16 protein-coding genes are annotated in these 19,320 nt (G+C 57.9%); 4 read left to right on the top strand and 12 right to left on the bottom strand.

The features are described 5' to 3' along the window. Window positions 1-12: 12 nt before the first annotated feature. The 5 genes from ACR0LH_RS05625 to ACR0LH_RS05605 all read right to left on the bottom strand — a co-directional run bounded on the left by ACR0LH_RS05625 (window position 13) and on the right by ACR0LH_RS05605 (window position 6,512). On the bottom strand, window positions 13-2,430 hold the full coding sequence (locus tag ACR0LH_RS05625) for a GcvT family protein (protein ID WP_480720013.1): 2,418 nt from the start codon (window positions 2,428-2,430) through the stop codon (window positions 13-15). A 92-nt stretch (window positions 2,431-2,522) separates the two neighbouring features. Next, on the bottom strand, window positions 2,523-3,830 hold the full coding sequence (locus ACR0LH_RS05620; protein ID WP_170417009.1) for an HlyC/CorC family transporter: 1,308 nt from the start codon (window positions 3,828-3,830) through the stop codon (window positions 2,523-2,525). A gap of 63 nt (window positions 3,831-3,893) precedes the next feature. After that, window positions 3,894-4,847, bottom strand: coding sequence for a site-specific tyrosine recombinase XerD (locus ACR0LH_RS05615; RefSeq protein ID WP_170558134.1), 954 nt, complete (start codon window positions 4,845-4,847; stop codon window positions 3,894-3,896). A 2-nt stretch (window positions 4,848-4,849) separates the two neighbouring features. Then, window positions 4,850-6,373, bottom strand: coding sequence for a hypothetical protein (locus tag ACR0LH_RS05610; protein WP_480720012.1), 1,524 nt, complete (start codon window positions 6,371-6,373; stop codon window positions 4,850-4,852). Beyond that, window positions 6,363-6,512, bottom strand: a complete 150-nt coding sequence (locus tag ACR0LH_RS05605; RefSeq protein WP_170383987.1) for a hypothetical protein — start codon at window positions 6,510-6,512, stop codon at window positions 6,363-6,365. Before ACR0LH_RS05605 ends, ACR0LH_RS05610 begins: the two co-directional genes overlap by 11 nt. A gap of 79 nt (window positions 6,513-6,591) precedes the next feature. On the opposite strand from ACR0LH_RS05605, the gene ACR0LH_RS05600 reads away from it, so the two are divergent. Continuing rightward, window positions 6,592-7,179, top strand: a complete 588-nt coding sequence (locus ACR0LH_RS05600) for a shikimate kinase (RefSeq protein WP_170383989.1) — start codon at window positions 6,592-6,594, stop codon at window positions 7,177-7,179. Next, window positions 7,179-8,291 carry a 3-dehydroquinate synthase gene (gene aroB, locus ACR0LH_RS05595; RefSeq protein WP_480720011.1) on the top strand — a complete coding sequence of 371 codons (1,113 nt, stop codon included), beginning with the start codon at window positions 7,179-7,181 and terminating at the stop codon, window positions 8,289-8,291. Before ACR0LH_RS05600 ends, aroB begins: the two co-directional genes overlap by 1 nt. Here aroB and ACR0LH_RS05590 read toward each other — a convergent pair whose 3' ends face one another. Together ACR0LH_RS05590 and ssb are read right to left on the bottom strand one after the other, a co-directional pair. Continuing rightward, on the bottom strand, window positions 8,292-9,362 hold the full coding sequence (locus tag ACR0LH_RS05590) for a site-2 protease family protein (RefSeq protein ID WP_480720009.1): 1,071 nt from the start codon (window positions 9,360-9,362) through the stop codon (window positions 8,292-8,294). A gap of 21 nt (window positions 9,363-9,383) precedes the next feature. Next, window positions 9,384-9,890, bottom strand: coding sequence for a single-stranded DNA-binding protein (ssb, locus tag ACR0LH_RS05585; protein ID WP_170417017.1), 507 nt, complete (start codon window positions 9,888-9,890; stop codon window positions 9,384-9,386). 205 nt (window positions 9,891-10,095) lie between these two features. On the opposite strand from ssb, the gene ACR0LH_RS05580 reads away from it, so the two are divergent. Beyond that, a complete protein-coding gene (locus ACR0LH_RS05580) occupies window positions 10,096-10,680 on the top strand; it encodes a lytic transglycosylase domain-containing protein (RefSeq protein WP_170482280.1) in 585 nt (194 codons plus the stop codon). Window positions 10,681-10,738: 58 nt separating this feature from the next. Here ACR0LH_RS05580 and ACR0LH_RS05575 read toward each other — a convergent pair whose 3' ends face one another. The 5 genes from ACR0LH_RS05575 to miaA form a co-directional block, all read right to left on the bottom strand. Continuing rightward, entirely contained in the window at window positions 10,739-12,826 is a 2,088-nt protein-coding gene (locus ACR0LH_RS05575; RefSeq protein ID WP_480720008.1) for a dipeptide ABC transporter ATP-binding protein, read from the bottom strand. A gap of 98 nt (window positions 12,827-12,924) precedes the next feature. Next, window positions 12,925-14,388, bottom strand: a complete 1,464-nt coding sequence (locus tag ACR0LH_RS05570; RefSeq protein ID WP_170696208.1) for an ABC transporter permease — start codon at window positions 14,386-14,388, stop codon at window positions 12,925-12,927. Between the two features lie 13 nt (window positions 14,389-14,401). Beyond that, a complete protein-coding gene (locus ACR0LH_RS05565) occupies window positions 14,402-15,448 on the bottom strand; it encodes an ABC transporter permease (protein WP_170384004.1) in 1,047 nt (348 codons plus the stop codon). A 121-nt stretch (window positions 15,449-15,569) separates the two neighbouring features. Next, a complete protein-coding gene (locus tag ACR0LH_RS05560) occupies window positions 15,570-17,240 on the bottom strand; it encodes an ABC transporter substrate-binding protein (protein ID WP_480720006.1) in 1,671 nt (556 codons plus the stop codon). Between the two features lie 326 nt (window positions 17,241-17,566). Continuing rightward, window positions 17,567-18,460 (bottom strand): tRNA (adenosine(37)-N6)-dimethylallyltransferase MiaA, encoded by an 894-nt coding sequence (gene miaA, locus ACR0LH_RS05555; RefSeq protein ID WP_480720004.1) that lies wholly within the window; start codon window positions 18,458-18,460, stop codon window positions 17,567-17,569. 96 nt (window positions 18,461-18,556) lie between these two features. Between miaA and pyrH the strand changes: the two genes are divergently transcribed. Continuing rightward, complete coding sequence (gene pyrH, locus ACR0LH_RS05550) at window positions 18,557-19,309, top strand: UMP kinase (protein ID WP_170384010.1); 753 nt, start codon at window positions 18,557-18,559, stop codon at window positions 19,307-19,309. Window positions 19,310-19,320 lie beyond the last annotated feature (11 nt).

Here is a 19,320-nt window from a genome sequence, read left to right as displayed (position 1 = left end):
ATTGGCCCCAAGTCATCCCCGCATGCGCGAACCGTCTGCGTCGAACAGCGGTTTCGAGATCACCCGAGCCTTGCGAAGCTGGCCGAGGATTTCGATCTCAACTTCCAACCCTGCTTCCGCTCTGGAGGCCGGCAGAAAGCCCAGTGCCACGGATTTTTTCGCGAAATGAGAGTACCCGCCCGACGTGCAAAAGCCGACGACTTTGCCTTCCAGCCAGATTGGTTCATATGCGTTTACATCCGCGTCGTCAGCGTCAACTTCAAACGCGACCAGTTTACGGGTTGGACCTTCGCTGCGTTCCAGCTCGGCAGCCGCGCGACCGATGAAATCAACATTCTTTGAGAAGGAAATAAAGCGATCCAGCCCCGTCTCAGCGGCCGTATAATCTGGTGAGAATTCACGCATCCAGGACCCAAAGAACTTGTCCAGCCGCAGGCTCATCATGGCGCGCATTCCAAAAGGCACCATGCCGTGAGGCTGCCCGGCCTGCCATAACGTCCACCAGAGTTGTCTTTGCGCCATCGGATCGCAATAGATTTCAAACCCCAAGTCTCCGGTATAGCTGACCCGTTGAACGATGCAGTCTGTCATGCCGATTGTCATGCGTCGGACATCCAAAAAACTAAGGGTCGCGATGTCGTCGCGCGTGCAGGCCGTCAACACCTCAGCAGCCTTGGGTCCGGCGATCTGAAATCCGTTCAGACGGTCACTGACATTTTCGATGTTCACGCTGTCGGTTTTGTTTTGCAGGAACCACCTCATGTGGAAGGCTTGGCTGCCGTAGGAGGCGGTGAGCTGGAACTCAGTCTCGCCAAGGCATGAAATGGTAAAGTCGCCAATCAGTTTGCCTTTGGGCGACAGCATGGGACTCAGTGATAATCGTCCAGGTTGTGGGACGCGACCTGCCATGACTTTGTCCAGCCACGCCCGCGCACCGGTGCCGGTGATGCGGTATTTTCCGAAGTTGTGCACCTCGTTGATACCTACGCCATTGCGGACAGCGTTGACCTCGCGGCCCGTCGCAGAGAACGCGTCCGAGCGTCGGAAGGAAGGCGTTTCATATCCCGGTTCATCACCCTGGGCGAAATAGTTCGGCACCTCCAGCCCGTATTGCTGACCCCAGACCGCGCCAAGATCGCTGAAGATGTCGTACATCGGAGTGGTTCGGTTCGGGCGCGCGGCGGGTAGCTCTTCGTTCGGATAGGCGACGCTAAAGCGTTTCTGGTAGTTCTCAATCACCTTGGGGCGAGTGTAGCCGGGGCTGATCCAGTCACCGAACCGGGCCACGTCCATGGCAAAGACATCGCGTTCGGGCTCGCCTTCGATCATCCACTGGGCCAGCGTCAGGCCAACGCCGCCGCCCTGACTGAACCCGGCCATCACGCCGCAGGCCGACCAGTAGTTGCGCAGCCCCGGCACAGGCCCGACCAGAGGGTTCCCGTCCGGTGCAAAAGTGAACGGCCCGTGGATCACCGATTTCACTCCGGCCTCGGCCAGAACAGGAAAGCGGCGATAGGCGAATTCGATACTGTCGGTGATCTTGTCGTAGTCGTCGGGCAACAGCTCGTGCCCGAACTCCCACGGCGTGCCGTCCACGGCCCAAGGTTTGCAGGGTTGTTCATAAAACCCGATGCACAGGCCGCGGCCTTCCTGCCTCAGATAACTTTCACCGGCGGGGTCCATCACATGCGGATGCTCGCCGCCCGCATCAATGATGGCTTCGATCTGAGGGATTGAGTCGGTTACCAGGTACTGATGCTCCATCGGGTGCAGCGGGAAATATACGCCTGCCATGGCACCGACCTCGCGCGCCCAAAGACCGCCGGCGTTGACCACATGCTCGGCATGAATGGTGCCTTTGTCGGTGACGACGTCCCAAGTACCGTCCCGCCGTTGAAGCGTTTCGTGCACCATACAATGCGTTTCGATCGTCGCCCCGCCCATGCGGGCAGCCTTGGCATAGGCATGCGTTGTACCGGATGGGTCCAAGTGGCCGTCCAGCGGGTCATAGAGCGCGCCGATTATCCCATCCGTGTTGGTGATCGGAGCAATTTTCCTGATCTCCTCCGGGCCCACAATCTCGGTCTCAAGACCCATGAAGCGATGCTTGGCACGCTCGGCCAGCAGCATGTCGAACCGGTCCTGATTGTCGGCCAGCGTCACGCCGCCCACATGGTGCAGGCCGCAGGACATGCCGGTGATTTCTTCCAGTTCTTTGTACAGTCGGATCGTATAGCCTTGCAGGGCGGCCATATTAGTGTCGCCGTTGAGCGTGTGAAAACCGCCTGCCGCATGCCACGTGGACCCGCTGGTCAGCTCGGACCGCTCCAGCAACATCACATCCGACCATCCCAGCTTGGTCAGGTGATACAGGACCGAGCATCCGACAACACCACCCCCAATGACTGCTACCTGAGTTGTAGTTTTCACGTTGCTGCCTCCATCCGGTTTCGGCCCGAGCCTGCAAGCGCAGGCTTGGGTTTACTGTTCCGTTCCCGACATGGTGTGTCGCAGGTCGCGTGTCAGAGAGGGCGGATTTTCAACTCGGTGATCCGGTTCCCCTCGCGTGCCGTGACTTCAAACCGGAAGCCGTGGAACGAGAAAACCTGACCCGTCACCGGGATCATCTGCGCCTCGTGTATGACCAAACCTGCGACGGTATTGGCTTCTTCGTCGGGCAGGGACCATTCCATCGCGCGGTTCACGTCGCGGATTGTCATCGCGCCCTCGACCAAAAACTGACCGTCCTCGGTTCTTGTAACCGGGACATCCTCATCAAGATCAAATTCGTCGGCGATTTCACCCACGATTTCTTCAAGGATATCTTCCAGCGTGATCAGACCGCGCAGCGAGCCATATTCGTCCACGACCAGCGCAAAATGGCTGTGCATGCGCAGGAATTCCCGCATTTGATCGTCCAGAGTCGTTGTTTCGGGAACGAAATAAGGGTCGTTGGCGACCTTTGAGATATCGAACTCTTTCAGCCGGTTTGCATCACCTTCGCTGCTGCCGGCATGCGCATACATGGCGCGGAACAAGTCCTTGGCATGTACGACGCCCACGATGTTTTCGGGCTCATCCCGGAAAACGGGCAGGCGGGTATGTGGGCTTTTCAGGCATTGCTGCAGGATGGCCTCGGGCGCGTCGTCCGCGTCGATCATCTCGATATTCGAGCGGTGCAGCATGATTTCTTCCACCGTCCGATCACCAAGGTCCAACGCGCCCAGAATGCGGTCGCGGTCTTCTTTTTCGACGACCCCTTCGGAATGGCCCAACTGTAGCGCGCCAGCAATTTCCTCTCGTACCGCAAGGATGTTGCTGTCAGGGTCGATCTGCACCCCAAACAGGCGCAGAACTCCGCGCACCAGCAAACGCACCGCTGCAACCACAGGCGAAAACACGGTCACGACAACGCTGATCAACGGGGCCACGGCAGAGGCCGCTTTTTCCGCGTTGGTGATGGCGTAGGTCTTGGGCAGAACTTCGGCAAAGATCAGAACCAGAAGGGTCATGACCAGCGTCGCCAATGCGACGCCGCTTTCGCCAAAGAGACGCGTAAACAGCGCGGTAGCCAAAGACGCCGCAAGGATGTTCACCAAATTATTGCCCAGCAGGACCGAGCCGATCAGACGTTCGTTGTCATCGGTGATATCCAGCGCTTTTTGCGCTCCGCGTGACCCCTTGTCGGCCTGCGCCCGCAGCTTGCCGCGCGATGAGGCGGTCAATGCCGTTTCGGAACCCGAGAAAAAGCCCGATAGGACGAGCAAAAGCAGAATGGCGCCGGTCGTAAACCAGAATGCGCCGTCGATCAGAGAAGAAGAGGGTTCCATCGGTCCTTGGTTGTTCGTGTTGCTGCAATGGTTATGGGGGCGCGGCCCCTGCGGATCAAGGGGTTAGCCCTTGTCGCCGGGGTCTTTGGCAAGCGGGTGATGCTCTAACACCAGTTCGGCCAGCCGTTCGTCCAGCACATGAGTATAGATTTCCGTCGTCGCAACATCTGCGTGGCCAAGCAAGGTTTGGATTGAGCGCAAATCTGCGCCATTGGCCAGCAAATGCGTCGCAAAGGCATGGCGCAACGTGTGCGGCGTGACTTTTTCGGGCGAGACTCCACCCTGAACGGCAAGGTCTTTGACCAACTGGAAGAACATATGCCGCGTCAGGTGCCCAGACTTGCCGCGTGAGGGAAACAGGAACTTAGAGCGCTGACCACCATCCGCGACTTGCTGATCTTCGACTTCGTCCCGAATACCCAACCAAACAGCAAGCGCCTCGCGTGCTGGCGGAGACAGCGGAACCATCCGTTCCTTGCCGCCTTTTCCCAGCACCAGCAACATACGCGGATCTCCGCGCGTTGAGGAAACCGGCAGAGAAACCAGTTCGGTCACGCGCATCCCGGTGGCGTATAGCAGCTCCATCAAGCACGTGTTGCGCACGCGATCTGCCTTGGTCCGCCCGGTTTCACGCGCTGCTTGCAGCAGCCGGTCGACCTCGGGCACATCCAAAGTCTTTGGCAGGCGTTTCTGGCGCCCCGGACCTTTGATCTGAATTGCTGGGTTGGCCTCACACCAGCCTTCTTCGAACGCAAAGCGGTAAATCTGCTTGATCGCTGAAAGCCTGCGCGCGCGGGTGGATTGGGAAAGCCCCTGCGCGTCACAGTCGATCAGATAGCTCTCGATTTGGTCGCGACTTACATCTGCAAAGCCGGTTTTTCGTCGATCCAGCCAATCGGAAAAGTCCTTTAGGTCCCTGCCATATGCCAGCAACGTATTCGTGGCTGCACCTAACTCGGCCGCTTGTGCTTGCAGAAACGTGGAAATCCAAAGCTCCTGAGTGGCGGGGGCGGTCATGATCAGGTGCCCTGTAGGATCAGCAGGTTCAACGCAGCGCGGCGCGCGGTGTCCTCAAGCCCGACACGGCGCAACGTTGCAATGGCCGCTGTCAGATCGACAAGGTTCCCGCGTGAGCCGTGTGCAAAAAGCTCCATCGTCTCAAGGATCGCTTCGCCCAACTGGTCATTAGACAGCAGGGCGTTGATATCCGAAGGCACTGGCGCAGCCCAGGCAAACCCTTCGGCCACCGCATCCGCTAACGGAGAGGGGGACGGGGCACGCCCAGGGTCACCTTGCGCCAGCGCTGCCAGAAACTGACTTTCCTCTGACTGATCGGGGGCGGACAGGGCCGCAGTTTCGTATAGGTCTGACAACAACAGTACCCGCCATCGCAGTTGCTCGACCGTTGGGTCATCCAATGTAACCTGCGACAACTGCCCTGCGAATAGTTCGGCAAAAGGCACCTCGAGCCCGACGCTGCGCATTTGGTCCCACACGATGGGCAAAGCCGCCGCAATGGCGTTCGGGTCGCCCGAGTTCAGCGCGGTTTCAAATCGTTGAACGGCTGTAACCCTGTCCCAAACGGCACCCGAGGCAGCCGGGGACCGTTCCGTATAAAGGCCCAGCAACTGGTTCGGTGTCAGAGCACCCACTCGGGTCAGACGCTCAGCCGCTTCGATCTGGGCTTTCCAACCAGCCACGTCGCGCAGGTCGGCGTTTGCAAAGACCCGAGGCAGCGGGGTCGAGGGCAAACGCTCGCCAATGGCCTCGAACAGGCGAAAACTCAGCGGGTCAGGGTTTTCCGGCTGCGGCAGGTATTCGGCGTCTTCAAACAGTTCAGGGCTGAGAAACCGATCAAGGACATCAAGATCCTCGGGCGGCAGGACTTCTAGCGCGTGCGCAGCTTCCAGGGTGAGCGCGGCAGAGGGCCAATCCCCCCGGCGCGCTTTGCAGAAAATCTGCGCGGCGTAGTCCTGTGACAAGTGAGGCTGGGCAATCAATGCGGTGCAGCTTCGGTCTTCGTCACCGGTCAGCAGGGTCGCGTCGAACCAGCGTTTGAACCGCTCGCGGCTGTCTGTCGGGCCTGCAAGCTGTACCAGAGATTGAGCCGGATCAGCCGCCCCAAGTTGCATCAGCCTGTCCAATCGGGCCAGCAAAAGCGTTTCTTCGGCCTCGGGCCCGGACGGCGCGCGCGCCTCGGACAACAGCAAGGTAAACAGAAGGCGCTGCATGGCGGGGTTGTACTTGACCGGGACTCGGGCAATCAATTCCGCCAGACGGTCCGTATCGCTGTTCTGCCAAAGGCCGATAGGCAGACCGGTTACGTTCGACGATACAAGGCCCAAGGGTTGCGACAGCGTCTCAAGCCGCGTGACCTCAACTTCTGGCCCAAGACCTGTCTGTGTAACAGGCGGCTCAAGCAAAACTGTACCGGGCAGGTTTTCGGGCGGCTCGCTTAACCACTCAATAACGGAAAGAGGTTCCTGCTGCGCCTGTGCCGAAGTAGCAAGAAACAGCGCAGCAACTGCGGCCTTATTCGACATTCAGGATTACCGGCTCTCGTATCTCTTGCTGTGGGGCAGAAAAGTCCGCGCCAAAGATCGGACCCAGATAGGCATAGCCCACCAGCCCGATGAAACACAGGCAAACCAGATATATCAGGAACTTGATCAGACGACCCATTGCTCAACGCTGCCTCAATTTTGTGTTTTGACCAAGTTATAACTGGCATTTTTCTTAAGATCACGTCATTCACGGTGAAATGAGCGAAATTAAGCATAACACCGCGACGTCCGAACCCATTCAGAGCTTCAAACTGCACAAAACGGTGGTTTTGGTCGGCATGATGGGGGCTGGAAAGACTGCTGTGGGTCGTGCCTTGGCCGCAAAGCTTGGCGTTCCATTCCTCGACAGCGATGCCGAGATCGAATCGGCGGCCAATATGACCATTCCGGAAATCTTTGAACGTGACGGTGAGCCTTTCTTCCGTGCGAAGGAAAGTCAGGTCATCGGGCGGCTTTTGGACGAGGAAAAGGGTATCTTGTCCACCGGTGGGGGCGCGTTTCTAGCCGGTCAGAATCGCCAGATTATTACTGAGCGTGGGGTTTCGGTCTGGTTGAAGGCAGACCTGAACGTGCTGTGGAACCGGGTCAAGCACAAGGACACGCGGCCTTTGCTGCGCACGGACGACCCTCATGCGACGTTGCGCGCCTTGTACGAGGAACGTGTGCCGGTCTATTCGCAGGCCGACCTCGCCGTGACTTCTGATGGTGAGACGTCGATTGAAAATATGGTGGACAGGGTCGTCGATGCTTTGACGACGCGCCCGGATGTTTTGGAACGGAAATAATGCACCAAACCGTACATGTTGAGCTGGGTGAGCGATCCTACGATGTTGAGATCGGGCCTGATTTACTGAGCCAGTCAGGGAAGATGATCGCGCCATTGCTCAACCGTCCCAAGGTTGCGGTGCTGACGGACGAAAACGTGGCAGCCTTGCATCTGGACGCGCTGCGCGAAGGTCTGGCTGCTGCTGGGATCGAGATGTCGGCGCTGGCTCTGCCCGCCGGAGAAGCCACCAAAAGCTGGCCGCATTTTGAGCGCGCGGTCGAATGGCTGTTGGCCGAAAAGGTTGAACGCCGCGATGTTGTCGTGGCCCTTGGGGGCGGCGTCATCGGTGATCTGGCAGGCTTTGCCTCCGCTGTGTTGCGGCGCGGTGTGCGGTTCGTGCAGATCCCGACCTCGTTGCTGGCGCAGGTGGATAGTTCGGTTGGGGGGAAAACGGGGATCAACGCGCCGCAGGGGAAAAACCTGATCGGGGCGTTTCATCAACCGTCGCTGGTACTGGCCGACACCTCGGTCTTGGGCACAATGACTCAGAGGGATTTCCTGTCAGGATATGGCGAGGTCGTTAAATACGGTCTTCTGGGCGATGCAGAGTTCTTTGAGTGGCTTGAGGCCAACGGGACCGAAGTGTCGGGCGGCGACATGGCTGCACGCGTCCGGGCCGTGACGCGATCGGTCCAGATGAAAGCCGATATCGTGGCGCGAGACGAAACCGAACAGGGCGATCGCGCCTTGCTGAACCTTGGCCACACCTTCTGTCATGCGTTGGAGGCCGCAACCGGCTATTCGGATCGCTTGCTGCACGGCGAGGGTGTAGCCATTGGTTGCGCGCTTGCGTTTGAGCTGTCGTCGCGCCTTGGCTTGTGCGCGCAGGAAGACCCCAGCCGCGTTCGCGCGCATCTGCGTCAGATGGGCATGAAGACGGATCTTGCCGACATTCCGGGTGATCTTCCGGGAGCAGAGGCGTTGGTCGATCTGATGGCGCAAGACAAGAAGGTTATAGACGGGCAGCTGCGTTTCATTCTCGCCCGAGGAATCGGGCAGGCGTTCGTAACCTCGGATGTCCCGCGCGAAGCTGTCTTGTCGGTGCTCGAGGACGCTCTGGCCGTCGCCTGATCAGCGTCCCCGGATGACCATCAACTCACCGATGTTTTCGCGCGTTATGTATCCAACCATGTGACCGGCCTTGGTGCAAACCGCTATGGCCGGCGCGCCCTTGTGCAGACCTTCCAGAACGGTCTCCAACCCGCTGGTGAGTTCGACCTGTGGAATATCGGCCTCCATTATGGATGTGGCGGGGTCTGATCGCGGAGTTTCCGCGGCCAGAGCCGCAAACAGACGATTGCGGGTAACGAAACCCCTGAGCGTTCCGTCTGTGTCCAACACCGGAAACTCATGCTGCGTAGTGTGTATGACGGCTTGGGCGGCCGTCGCCAAAGTATCCGAAGGCGACAGCGACTGGTATTCGGTGATCATCGCATCGCGCGCCAAAACCTGCCGCGCGACAGATCGCATGGCCACGTCCTGACTTTCCGCAGTGGCTGCAACGAAGACAAATACGGCGATCAGGACCAGCAGCGGATTGCCCATGCTGAGACCAAGGAAGCCGAAACCCACAGCGACCGCTTGCCCGGCAAGCGCCGCGACCCGAGTTGCCTTGACGCGATCCATTTTAAGGCAAAGCAAGGCGCGGAATACCCGTCCGCCGTCCATCGGAAAGGCTGGTATCATGTTGAAGGCAGCCAAAAGTAGATTGACATAGGCCAGCCGGTTCAGAAGACCCGGGGCTGTGCTGTCGATCTGCGTCATCGTCTCGAAAGGCATCCCGGCCCCGAAAGCGATCAGAATGATCCAGATGACGATGTTTACAGCGGGGCCAGCAAGGGCGACCCAGACTTCTTGTATCGGGTTCTCTGGCATTCGTTCCAGCCGGGCCAGCCCGCCAATGGGCAGCAGGGTAATGTCAGGTGTCTTGATCCCGAACTGCCGGGCCATAAGCGCATGGCCGAATTCATGGGCCACGACACAGGCAAACAGCGCGAGTACGAAGATCAGGTTCTCGACGGCCGCCGGCATGCCGCCGCTGGAATAGGCCGCGAACCCGACCCAGGCCAGCAGCAGGAAAAAGGTGACGTGGACCTTCAGTTCCGACCCAAATAACCGGCCGAGTGAGAAGGACCACGTCATCACCAATCTCCGTTTTTTTTCTTAGAACGGAATCTCGTCGTCGTCGATTCCGCCAGATGCAGGAGCAGGGGAGCCCGAGGGCGCGCCGTAGGGGTCGCCATAACCGCCGCCAGCCTGACCGCCGCCATAGCTACCTGATTGACCACCGCCGTATCCACCGCCGCCGCCACCTTCGCCGCGCGCGTCCAGCATAACCAGTGTTGAGCCGAAGCCCTGCAGGACGACCTCGGTCGAATAGCGATCCTGACCGGATTGATCTTGCCACTTGCGCGTCTGCAACTGCCCCTCAAGGTAAACTTTGGAGCCTTTCCGCAGGTATTGCTCGGCCACACGAACAAGCCCTTCGTTGAAAATCGCAACCGAGTGCCATTCGGTCCGCTCACGACGTTCGCCCGTATTGCGGTCCTTCCAAGTTTCAGAAGTGGCGATGCGCAGGTTGCAGACTTTGCCGCCGTTCTGGAACGTTCTAACTTCGGGATCTCGGCCAAGATTTCCCACCAGAATGACCTTGTTGACTGAGCCTGCCATGTATTTCCCCGTTCTAGACTGAATTTGATGCGCCCGAATCTGACGCCGAGTATCTCTGCGACCCTATACGGCCTGCGTCGTGGTTAAAACACAGTTGATGAACATGCGCCGGATGGAAAAACACTCGGAAATTTTTACCAAGCTTTCATTTTTTGTTGAAATATCTATACTCAATCGGGTTCGTGGACGAGCGGGATTGGCATTAATGCGTTTTCTGGTTGGTTGGTTTTTAGGGTTTTGCCTTGCGCTGGTCTCAGTTCCGGCTGCGGCTCAGACGTTGTCTACCAAAAGCCGCAAGGACATTTTTCTCAAGCAGGCCAAGATATTGGATACCCGCGCCGCGACCCAGTATCGCGATTCCGAACGCCTGAAGCCGAAACGAAAAACAGCCACGGGCAATTTCAACAAACGCTACAACGGTAAGTACCGCGGACAATACCTTTCTCTGGCGCGTCAAGCGGCCCGCAAGCACAACGTGCCGGAAGAGTTGTTTCTGCGGCTTGTCCAGCAGGAAAGCGGATGGAACCCCCATGCGGTATCGCACAAGGGCGCCTTGGGTCTTGCGCAGTTGATGCCCGGCACTGCGCAGCTTTTGGGCGTCAATCCCCACGATCCCAAGCAAAACCTTGAAGGCGGGGCGCGCTACCTGTCGTGGCAATACCGCAAGTTCAAATCCTGGCGTTTGGCATTGGCGGCCTATAACGCGGGTCCTCAGGCGGTCGAAAAGCACGGCGGTGTTCCGCCGTACAAAGAAACCCAGAACTACGTGAAAGTCATCTGGGGCGGGTAACCGCAGGGACTTAAGAATACAGAACCGGCACAATGACCGGTTCTTTCCGCTATCTCTCTTATTCTGCCGCGATTTTGATGACAGGTTCCATCCGGGCAAGAATATCCTCGGCCAGATGACATTTTACCTGATGCCCATCCGCAAGCGTTTTAACGGGCGGCACGTCTTGTTCACAGCGCCCATCTGGAACCTCTGACTTCCAGCGGCACCGTGTTTGGAAGGGGCAGCCGGGTGGAGGGCTCATCGCCGACGGAATGTCGCCTTCAAGAACGATATGCTGTTTTTCGATCGACGTATCGGCAATCGGGACAGCACTCAGCAGGGCTTCGGTATATGGATGATACGGTGGTGAAAATACCTGATCCGTCGTCCCCAGCTCGACCACATGGCCCAGATACATCACCATCACCCTGTCGCTGAGGTATCGTACAATGGACAGGTCATGGCTGATGAACAAAAGCGTGGTTTTGTGTTCGCGCTGAATCTCCATCAGCAGGTCTGTGACCGCAGCTTGCACCGACACATCCAAAGCCGAGACTGGTTCGTCCGCAACCACGATCCGAGCGTCCCCGGCAAAGGCGCGGGCAATACCGACACGCTGCTTCTGCCCCCCTGACAACTGCCGCGGCATCCGATCGGCAAAGGCGCGTGGAAGCTTAACCAGGTCCAAAAGCTCCAGCATCCGTTTCTTGCGCTCAGCCTCAGAGTTCCCCACGCCGAAAATCTCCAGCGCCCGGATGATCTGACGACCGACGGTCATGGACGGGTTCAGCGTGTCGAACGGGTTCTGGAACACCATCTGCACTTCGCCAACTGTCTTGGCATCGCGCTCCTCGATCGGCACAGCTTCGATGTTTCGGTTATCCAGCAAAATCTGGCCGTCCGTCGCTGTTTCTAGCCCCATCAGAACCTTGGCAAAAGTGGATTTGCCACAACCCGACTCGCCTACGATGGCCAAGGTCTCAGACTCATGAGCCTCAAAACTCAGCGTCTCATTCGCTTTCACAACCTTCTTCTCTCCGCCACCGAACAGGGCATTCGCGGCCACCTCATAATATTTCTTGAGGTTGTCCATCTTCAGAACGGTGCGGCCGATTTCGGCTTTTTCTTTCTGCTCCGATACAGTGATCGGCGCGTTCCAATCGATCTCCTTGAACTTCAGGCACCGCGTATGGTGGCGGTCATTGCCCGGCACTGCCTCCATCAGAATGTTCTGCGCGTCACACCGGCCTTCCTCGAAATAGTCACAGCGCGGGCCGAAATTACACCCCGGCGGACGTTCATGCGGCAAAGGGAAGTTTCCAGGAATTGCCACCAGAGGCCGCGCGTTCTTGTCAGCCCCGGGCAGGGGGATCGAGCGGAACAGCGCCTGTGTATAGGGATGCTGCATCTCGTCAAACACATCATGGATTGATCCTCGTTCAACAGCCTCACCGGAATACATCACGCAAAGCCGGTCGCAAGTCTCCAGAACCAGCCCCAGATTGTGCGAGATGAACAGCATCGAAGTGCCGTATTTCTTACCCAGGTCCTTGACCAACTCGACCACGGCAGCCTCGACCGTCACGTCCAGCGCCGTTGTCGGTTCGTCCAATATCAGTAGCGCGGGCTTCGACATCAGCGCCATTGCGATCACGATCCGCTGTTGCTGCCCCCCCGACAACTGATGCGGGAATGAGTTCAACATCCGCTCAGGATCAGGCAGGCGCACATCGGTGACGACTTCAAGCGCCCGCGCATAGGCTTCTTCCGCACCGACGCCTTCGTGGATCATGGGCACTTCCATCAACTGCTTGCCGATCTTCATCGCCGGGTTCAACGAAGCCATCGGCTCCTGATAGATCATCGCGATCTCATTGCCGCGAATGTCGCGCAGCTCGTCCGATGTCATCTCGGCCAGATCACGCCCCTTGAACTTGATGGTACCGCCCACGACGCGCCCATTCTTGCCAAGATCCTGCATGACCCCCAGCGCAACGGTGGATTTGCCGCATCCGGATTCACCAACCAGTCCGACAGCCTCTCCAGGCTGCACACTGACCGAGAAGTCCATCACAGCCGGTATCTCGCGCAAACGGGTGAAAAACGAAATCGACAGCTTGTCGATCTCGAGGATGGGGCCATCATAATCCGCCAGTTTGTTCATCTTGTTTGCTCCTCGCCGAATTTTGGGGGATCCCCTGCTTCATCTGGCTAAAAATATCCCGGGGGGTCCGGGGGGCTGGCCCCCCGGCCGCTTTCACATCAATCCTTCAGGCTTTCCTCACGCAGACCGTCGGCCAGCAGGTTCAACCCAAGAACAAGCGTCAACAGAGCCAGCGCAGGCGGCAGGGCAGGGTGAAGATAGATCGACAGCAGCTTACGCCCCTCGTTGATCGTTGACCCCCAGTCCGGGCTTTCCGGCGGCAGTCCCAGCCCAAAGAAACCCAAAGTCCCCAAAAGGATGGTGGTGTACCCAATCCGAAGACAGAAATCGACGATCAGCGGACCCCGCGCATTTGGCAGGATTTCCCACAGCATGATGTACCACGGCCCTTCACCGCGTGTCTGTGCAGCGGCGACATAGTCGCGGGTTTTGATGTCCATCGCCAACCCGCGCACGATGCGGAACACGGTCGGTGAGTTCACAAAAACCACCGAGACAAAGACCACCAGAATCCCTCCGGGCACGTCAAAAAGGTCCAGATAGGTCGGAAGTCCCCAAATGCTGTAGTTGTCTGTGTTCACGATGTATCCATTCGTGGAGATCAGCGACAGATACAGCCACAGCGCGACACCCAGAACGCCGATCAATAGCGGTGTTCGGAACTTGGGCCTCGTGTAAAAGCGCGAGTTCAACAAAACACCCAGGAAAATGATCGGAAAGACGAACAGGACGGCCGCCATATAGTTCGGCACACCTGTTGCCACGATCTCGGGCGTGACCAGCAGATAGAACAGCAAGATGACAGGGAAGGCCAGGATCAGGTTCGCCAGGAAGGACAGCAGCGTATCCAGACGACCGCCGTAGTAGCCGGCAGGCAGGCCCAGCGTGATCCCGACCATAAAGGCAAACATCGTCGCCAGCGGTGCGATCTGAACGACGATCCACGCCCCTTTGACCATGCGGCTGAACACGTCCCGAGCAAGATTGTCGCCTCCCAGCAGATACCAGGCGTATTCTCCTTCTTCGACGCTGGGCAATGGCGTTCCGGGCACTTTGTTTTTCATACCCGATACCTGCGAGAGTGGTTCATGCGTCACGATCAGGTCCAGGGCGCCAAAGATACCAGTAAACACCCAGAACATCACAAGACCAAAGCCGATCATACCAATCGGGCTGTCAAACAGTTTGCCGTACAATCCCAGCTTGCGTTTGAACGCGATCGACATGGCGTAGAGAAGGACCAGCGATAACCAGACGGGCAGGAATTGTTGGGCCATGGCCCCGATGATACCGGCGCTTGTGCCCATCAGGATGCCTAAAACAATGTAGGCAACGCCCAGGCCGACGCTTGCAAGAAAACTAAAGCGCAGCACGGTTTGGATGAGGTTCCGCACGCCCGACCCTGATGTCAGTGTCCCATCCGGGTTCACGGTCATCTGGGGTTCCGGCAGGATGATGCTGGCCAGTATCCAGGCCAGGATCGAAACGACCATCAGTGTCAAGGCAATGGCCAGCAACGGGTTCAGGAAGGCGATAGAGCCGGTCCAGGAAAGTGGTTCCATGTTCTATCCCTCCTTACGAAATGCGGATGCGTGGGTTGAGGTAGACATAGCCGATATCTGAGATCAGCTGCGTTACCAGCACCACAAAGACCGACACGACCGAGATGGCCAGCAACAGTTGGATGTCGTTGTTGCCGGCGGCCTGTACCAGCGCCCAGCCAAAGCCCTTGTAGTTAAACAGGGTCTCGACGATCACCACACCATTCAGCAGCCATGGGAACTGCAGCATGATGACGGTAAACGGTGCGATCAGCGCATTGCGCAGCGCGTGTTTCATGACGATGTTCGGGAACGAGACGCCCTTCAGTCGGGCGGTTCGGATGTACTGTGCGGTCATGACCTCAGTCATCGAGGCACGGGTCATGCGGGCGATATACCCCATGCCGTATAGTGAAATGGTCAACACTGGCAGGAAGAAGTTCTCAAAAGTCGGATTTTCCATCGCTTGCGTGGCCGTTCCCTTGAACCATTTCAACCCGACAGCGGACGAGGTGAAAATCGCAATGAAGATAACACCAGACACGTATTCGGGCGTTGCTGTGGTAGTGATCGCAAAGGTCGAAAGTGTCCGGTCGGTGGCCGACCCTTCTTTCATGCCAGCCAGAATCCCAAGGATCAAAGCCGACGGGACCATCAGCAGCATCACCCAGAACATCAAACGGCCCGTCAGGGCCAGGCGATTGCCCACAACAGTCGAGACTTCTTCTTTGAACACGGTCGAATAGCCCCAATACCCCTGCAGGATGCCGCAGAAATTGGGGGACTCTTCGGCGGTCTTGCCGGGCAGGATACATCTGCCTTGCACGGTGCCGTCTTCATTCGTGTGCCTGTAAGAAGGAAGCACTCCCAGCCATTCGCCGTATTTTATGGGCGTTGGCTGAAGGTATCCGCCTTTTTCCAGAAAGCTTTCGACTTGCTCGTCCGACATTCTGAAATTGCCCTGCGTTTTCGCAAGCTTTTCAAGGTTCGGGTAGAGGTTGGTCAGAAAGAAGACCAGGAAGGTAAGGCACAGTGCGGTCAACAGCATAATGCCGACGCGCCTTAATATGAAAAGTCCCATGGTAGCCCCTGTTGGTAGGCTAGCGTGACGGTCGTTTCGCCGCACGCGTCGCTGTTATTCTGGTCGCCGTAGTCAGGACGAAAAGGCCGCACCCAACAGGCGCGGCCTTATGTTTTTTGGCTTACGAGACGATGCCGAACTTATACAGCTGTGGCAGGTCCGCAATGTGCTTTTCAACGCCCACCATGTTGTCACGGTGGTGGCGCATTGCGGTCCTCCAATACGGCTGGATGACGACGCCTTCGTCGATCATGATCGCCTGCAGCTTGGCCATCACTTCGCGGCGCTTGTCGACGTCCGCGATCGAGTTCGCTTCGGCCAGCAGCGCATCGAACTCGTCATTGGCAAAGCCGGACTCGTTCCAAGCCACCCCGGACTTGTAGGCCAGCGCCAGAACCTGAGTGCCCAGCGGACGGTGGTTCCAGTTGGTCGACGAGTAGGGGTACTTGGTCCAGTCGTTCCAGAAGGTCGAGCCGGGCAGGATCGTGTGCTTGGCCTTGATACCCGCGTCGTTCAACTGTGCGACGACAGCCGCCGTGGTGTTGCGGCGCCAATCATCATCGATGGACTGAACTTCATGCTCGAAGTCGCCCATGCCAGCCTCGTCCATCAGGGCTTTCGCCGCGGCTGGATCGTAGGGGATACGGGTTACGGCCGAGTCATGTTCAGGGTGCATCGGACCGACGTGGCAGTTGTCGGCGGGAATGCCGTAGCCTGACATGCCAAGCTCAAGACAGACTTCGTTATCGACCGCCATGGCCAGAGCCTGACGGACACGCTTGTCGCCGTAGATTTTGTTGCCGTTCTCGTCTTCGGCCAACTGGTTCGGACGGATGACGATGGTAAAGCCCGACGGGATTTCTGAGCGAACCAAGCCGATGCCGTCAAAGATGTCGACAAACTCGCCGACCGACTCCCAGTTCATGTCGATCTCTTCGGCTTCATACGCCGCCAGGAACGCTGCGGGGTCAGTGCCGTAGTCGATGAACTCGATCCGGTCGATGTAGCCGCCCTTGCCGGCCTCGTATCCCCACCAGTCGAATTCTTCGTTACGCACGAGAACGCCTTTGACGCCGACTTCGTGGCTTTCGGGGATCATGAAGCCTGTTCCGACCGGATTGGCCAGCATGTTATTCGCGTCAAAGCTGCTGTGCACGATGGCAGCGGGATAGTCGGCCATGCCCGGAATGATGGTGATGTCCGGTGCGTTGCACTTCAACTTTACGGTGTGGGAGTCGACAACGGTGATTGCGCCATCCGCCGCTTTCTGAGTGCCCTCATCTATCAGGGACGCCATGCGGGACGCCATCGAGTTGCCCTCGAGCCCGGCGTCGCACCAGCCTTCGATGTTGCGTGCCACGTCTTCCGCGGTGAAATCGTCGCCGTTGTTCCACTTGACGCCCTGGCGAACGTTCAGAGTGTACTCCGTCGCATCATCGTTGGCTTCCCAGCTTTCCAGCAGCATGGGCTGGAACGAGCCGTCGTTGTTGTATTCGACCAGATATTCCAGCCAACCTGCGGTGTAGGTGGCGATCTGTGTCCAGTCGTAGGTGCGCGGATCCTTCAGGGCGCGGACTTCCATCTGGTAGCGGATTGTGCCACCACGCTGCGGTTCTTGGGCGGCTGCAGGCGAATGCAGACCGATCAGTCCATAGGCGGCAGGTACAGCGACGCCTAGGGCAGTCGCGCGTGCCATGAATTCGCGCCGGTTAAGCTTACCGTTGCGATATTCCTTCGCGTGCATTTCCGCCGCCCAGTGCATCGGTGCTCCGGTCAAGGTTTGATTTTTCATTTATGTCTCTCCCTGTGACATAGTTTTTTATTGCTGAGTTCTTGAACCGCTCAGACCCGATTTGATCGGGTAGCAGGTTCTCTGGTTCTTGTTTTTTGGAATATGAACATCCCCATAACCACATTCCGCACCAGAATTTGGATCAGGTCAACGCTCGAAATCGTCATTCAAGATACAAAAACGACATCGGCGGCCTCAGTTAGTCGGCAATGGCCTCTTTGGGGCTGGCTGCCTGACTGACCCTTTGACGGGATCAGTCGCGCGGATTCGGGGATTAGGGGAAGGCCGTGAACTAGGAGAAACCAGACCGTCTGTCACCTGAGGTATCACTTTGAGAAATCTGCCCGATTCCAGTTTTTCATACGCGCCCGGAACCATGTTCGTTGGCGCTTGGCAAACTGGCGCGTCGAGATCGTCGCGCGTTCGCGTGCGTCTTGCAGCGTCATTTGTCCCTTGAGGTATGCCAACAACTCGGGAACCCCGATCGCCTTAAAGGAAGGAAGCGACGGATCGTACCTGTCCTGCATGGCTTCGACTTCTTGCAGGGCACCCGAGTCCAACATCATGTCAAATCGGCGCGTGATCCTGTCCAAAAGCCATTGTTTGTCCACATCAAACACAATGGGGACCGCGTCTTGCAGTTTTAGCGCCGGAGGAGGTGTATCTGCCTGCCAGTCGCTTAGGCTTCGGCCCGTAGCGTGCTGCACTTCCCACGCCCGTTGAACGCGAGCACGATTTTGCGTGTCAATGCGCGACAACGTTCCAGCGTCAACGCCTTTCATAAGGGACGGCAGGTCCAACTTGTCCGCCTCGGACCGAATTTCGGCGGGTGTCTGCGGAATGTCCGCCATACCTTCGGTAAGGGCAGAGAAATAAAGCCCGGTGCCGCCAACTATAATTGGCCTCTGATCACCAGCCAGCAGCGGCTTGACCTCGCGCAGCCAATGACCGGTCGAGTACTCCTGATCATATGCGATGTGACCGTATAGCAAGTGCGGCGCGCGCGCCTCATCTTCGATTGACGGCCTGGCCGAAATCACGCGCCAGCAATCGTAAACCTGACTGGCATCCGCATTTACGATGACGCCCCCGAACCGTTCAGCGATCTCCAAGGCAAGGGCGGATTTTCCAGATGCCGTTGGCCCGGCGATCAGCACCGGAGCACCCTCGGGAATCTTGGGCAGGCGATCCAGAATCTGCTGTGTTTCAGGCTTGGTCATCCCGGCACGCCTCATTCCTTACCATCCGCATTGAACCTGCCGAGGTTTTGCTTCATTTTGCGCCGGAATTAAACCCGTGCCAGCCCGGAGCGCAACATGAGCCTTTCCCCGACAACCGACACAGTTGAACCCCCGAAAACAACGTACAAGCGCGTGATGCTGAAAATATCCGGCGAAGCGCTCATGGGGGATCAAGGCTTTGGCCTGCACCCGCCAACCGTTCAGCGTATCGCGCAAGAGGTGAAATCTGTTCACGATCTGGGCGTTGAAATCTGCATGGTCATTGGCGGCGGCAACATTTTCCGCGGCCTGAGCGGTTCGGCACAGGGGATGGAGCGCACGACTGCTGACTATATGGGAATGCTGGCAACAGTGATGAACGCGCTTGGGATGCAGTCCGCCTTGGAAGAAATCGGCGTATTTACCCGTGTTATTTCCGCCATTCGGATGGACGAGGTGTGTGAACCCTACATCCGCCGCCGCGCCGTTCGCCACCTTGAGAAAAAGCGGGTTTGCATTTTCGCCGCCGGGACCGGAAACCCTTACTTCACCACTGACACTGCCGCGACGCTGCGCGCCAACGAAATGGCGTGCGAGGCGATCTTCATGGGCAAAAACGGTGTCGATGGCGTGTATGACAAAGATCCCAAGGAACATGCGGACGCCGTGCGCTATGATACCGTGACCTATGACGACGTGCTGGCCAAGCGACTGCGGGTCATGGATGCGTCGGCCATTGCGCTTGCACGGGACAACAACCTGCCGCTCATCGTTTTTGGCCTGGATGAGCCGGGCGGCTTCCGCGGTATTCTCGCGGGCGAGGGGACTTACACCAAGGTTCAGGGTTAAGTTACCCAAAT

It is taken from the genome of Ruegeria sp. CL6, from assembly GCF_056536465.1.
The sequence above is the reverse complement of the archived record's forward strand: the minus strand, read 5'-3'. Positions and strand labels throughout refer to the sequence as shown.

Bases quoted from the DNA above. Each gene is read 5' to 3' on its own strand.
- ACR0LH_RS05560 (WP_480720006.1), bottom strand. From the start codon at position 17,240: ATGAAAAATCAAACCTTGACCGGAGCACCGATGCACTGGGCGGCGGAA.
- ACR0LH_RS05580 (WP_170482280.1), top strand. From the start codon at position 10,096: ATGCGTTTTCTGGTTGGTTGGTTTTTAGGGTTTTGCCTTGCGCTGGTC.
- ACR0LH_RS05605 (WP_170383987.1), bottom strand. From the start codon at position 6,512: ATGGGTCGTCTGATCAAGTTCCTGATATATCTGGTTTGCCTGTGTTTC.
- ACR0LH_RS05565 (WP_170384004.1), bottom strand. From the start codon at position 15,448: ATGGGACTTTTCATATTAAGGCGCGTCGGCATTATGCTGTTGACCGCA.
- pyrH (WP_170384010.1), top strand. From the start codon at position 18,557: ATGAGCCTTTCCCCGACAACCGACACAGTTGAACCCCCGAAAACAACG.
- ACR0LH_RS05570 (WP_170696208.1), bottom strand. From the start codon at position 14,388: ATGGAACCACTTTCCTGGACCGGCTCTATCGCCTTCCTGAACCCGTTG.
- ACR0LH_RS05620 (WP_170417009.1), bottom strand. From the start codon at position 3,830: ATGGAACCCTCTTCTTCTCTGATCGACGGCGCATTCTGGTTTACGACC.
- aroB (WP_480720011.1), top strand. From the start codon at position 7,179: ATGCACCAAACCGTACATGTTGAGCTGGGTGAGCGATCCTACGATGTT.
- ACR0LH_RS05575 (WP_480720008.1), bottom strand. From the start codon at position 12,826: ATGAACAAACTGGCGGATTATGATGGCCCCATCCTCGAGATCGACAAG.
- miaA (WP_480720004.1), bottom strand. From the start codon at position 18,460: ATGACCAAGCCTGAAACACAGCAGATTCTGGATCGCCTGCCCAAGATT.
- ACR0LH_RS05590 (WP_480720009.1), bottom strand. From the start codon at position 9,362: ATGACGTGGTCCTTCTCACTCGGCCGGTTATTTGGGTCGGAACTGAAG.
- ACR0LH_RS05600 (WP_170383989.1), top strand. From the start codon at position 6,592: ATGAGCGAAATTAAGCATAACACCGCGACGTCCGAACCCATTCAGAGC.
- ssb (WP_170417017.1), bottom strand. From the start codon at position 9,890: ATGGCAGGCTCAGTCAACAAGGTCATTCTGGTGGGAAATCTTGGCCGA.
- ACR0LH_RS05610 (WP_480720012.1), bottom strand. From the start codon at position 6,373: ATGTCGAATAAGGCCGCAGTTGCTGCGCTGTTTCTTGCTACTTCGGCA.
- ACR0LH_RS05615 (WP_170558134.1), bottom strand. From the start codon at position 4,847: ATGACCGCCCCCGCCACTCAGGAGCTTTGGATTTCCACGTTTCTGCAA.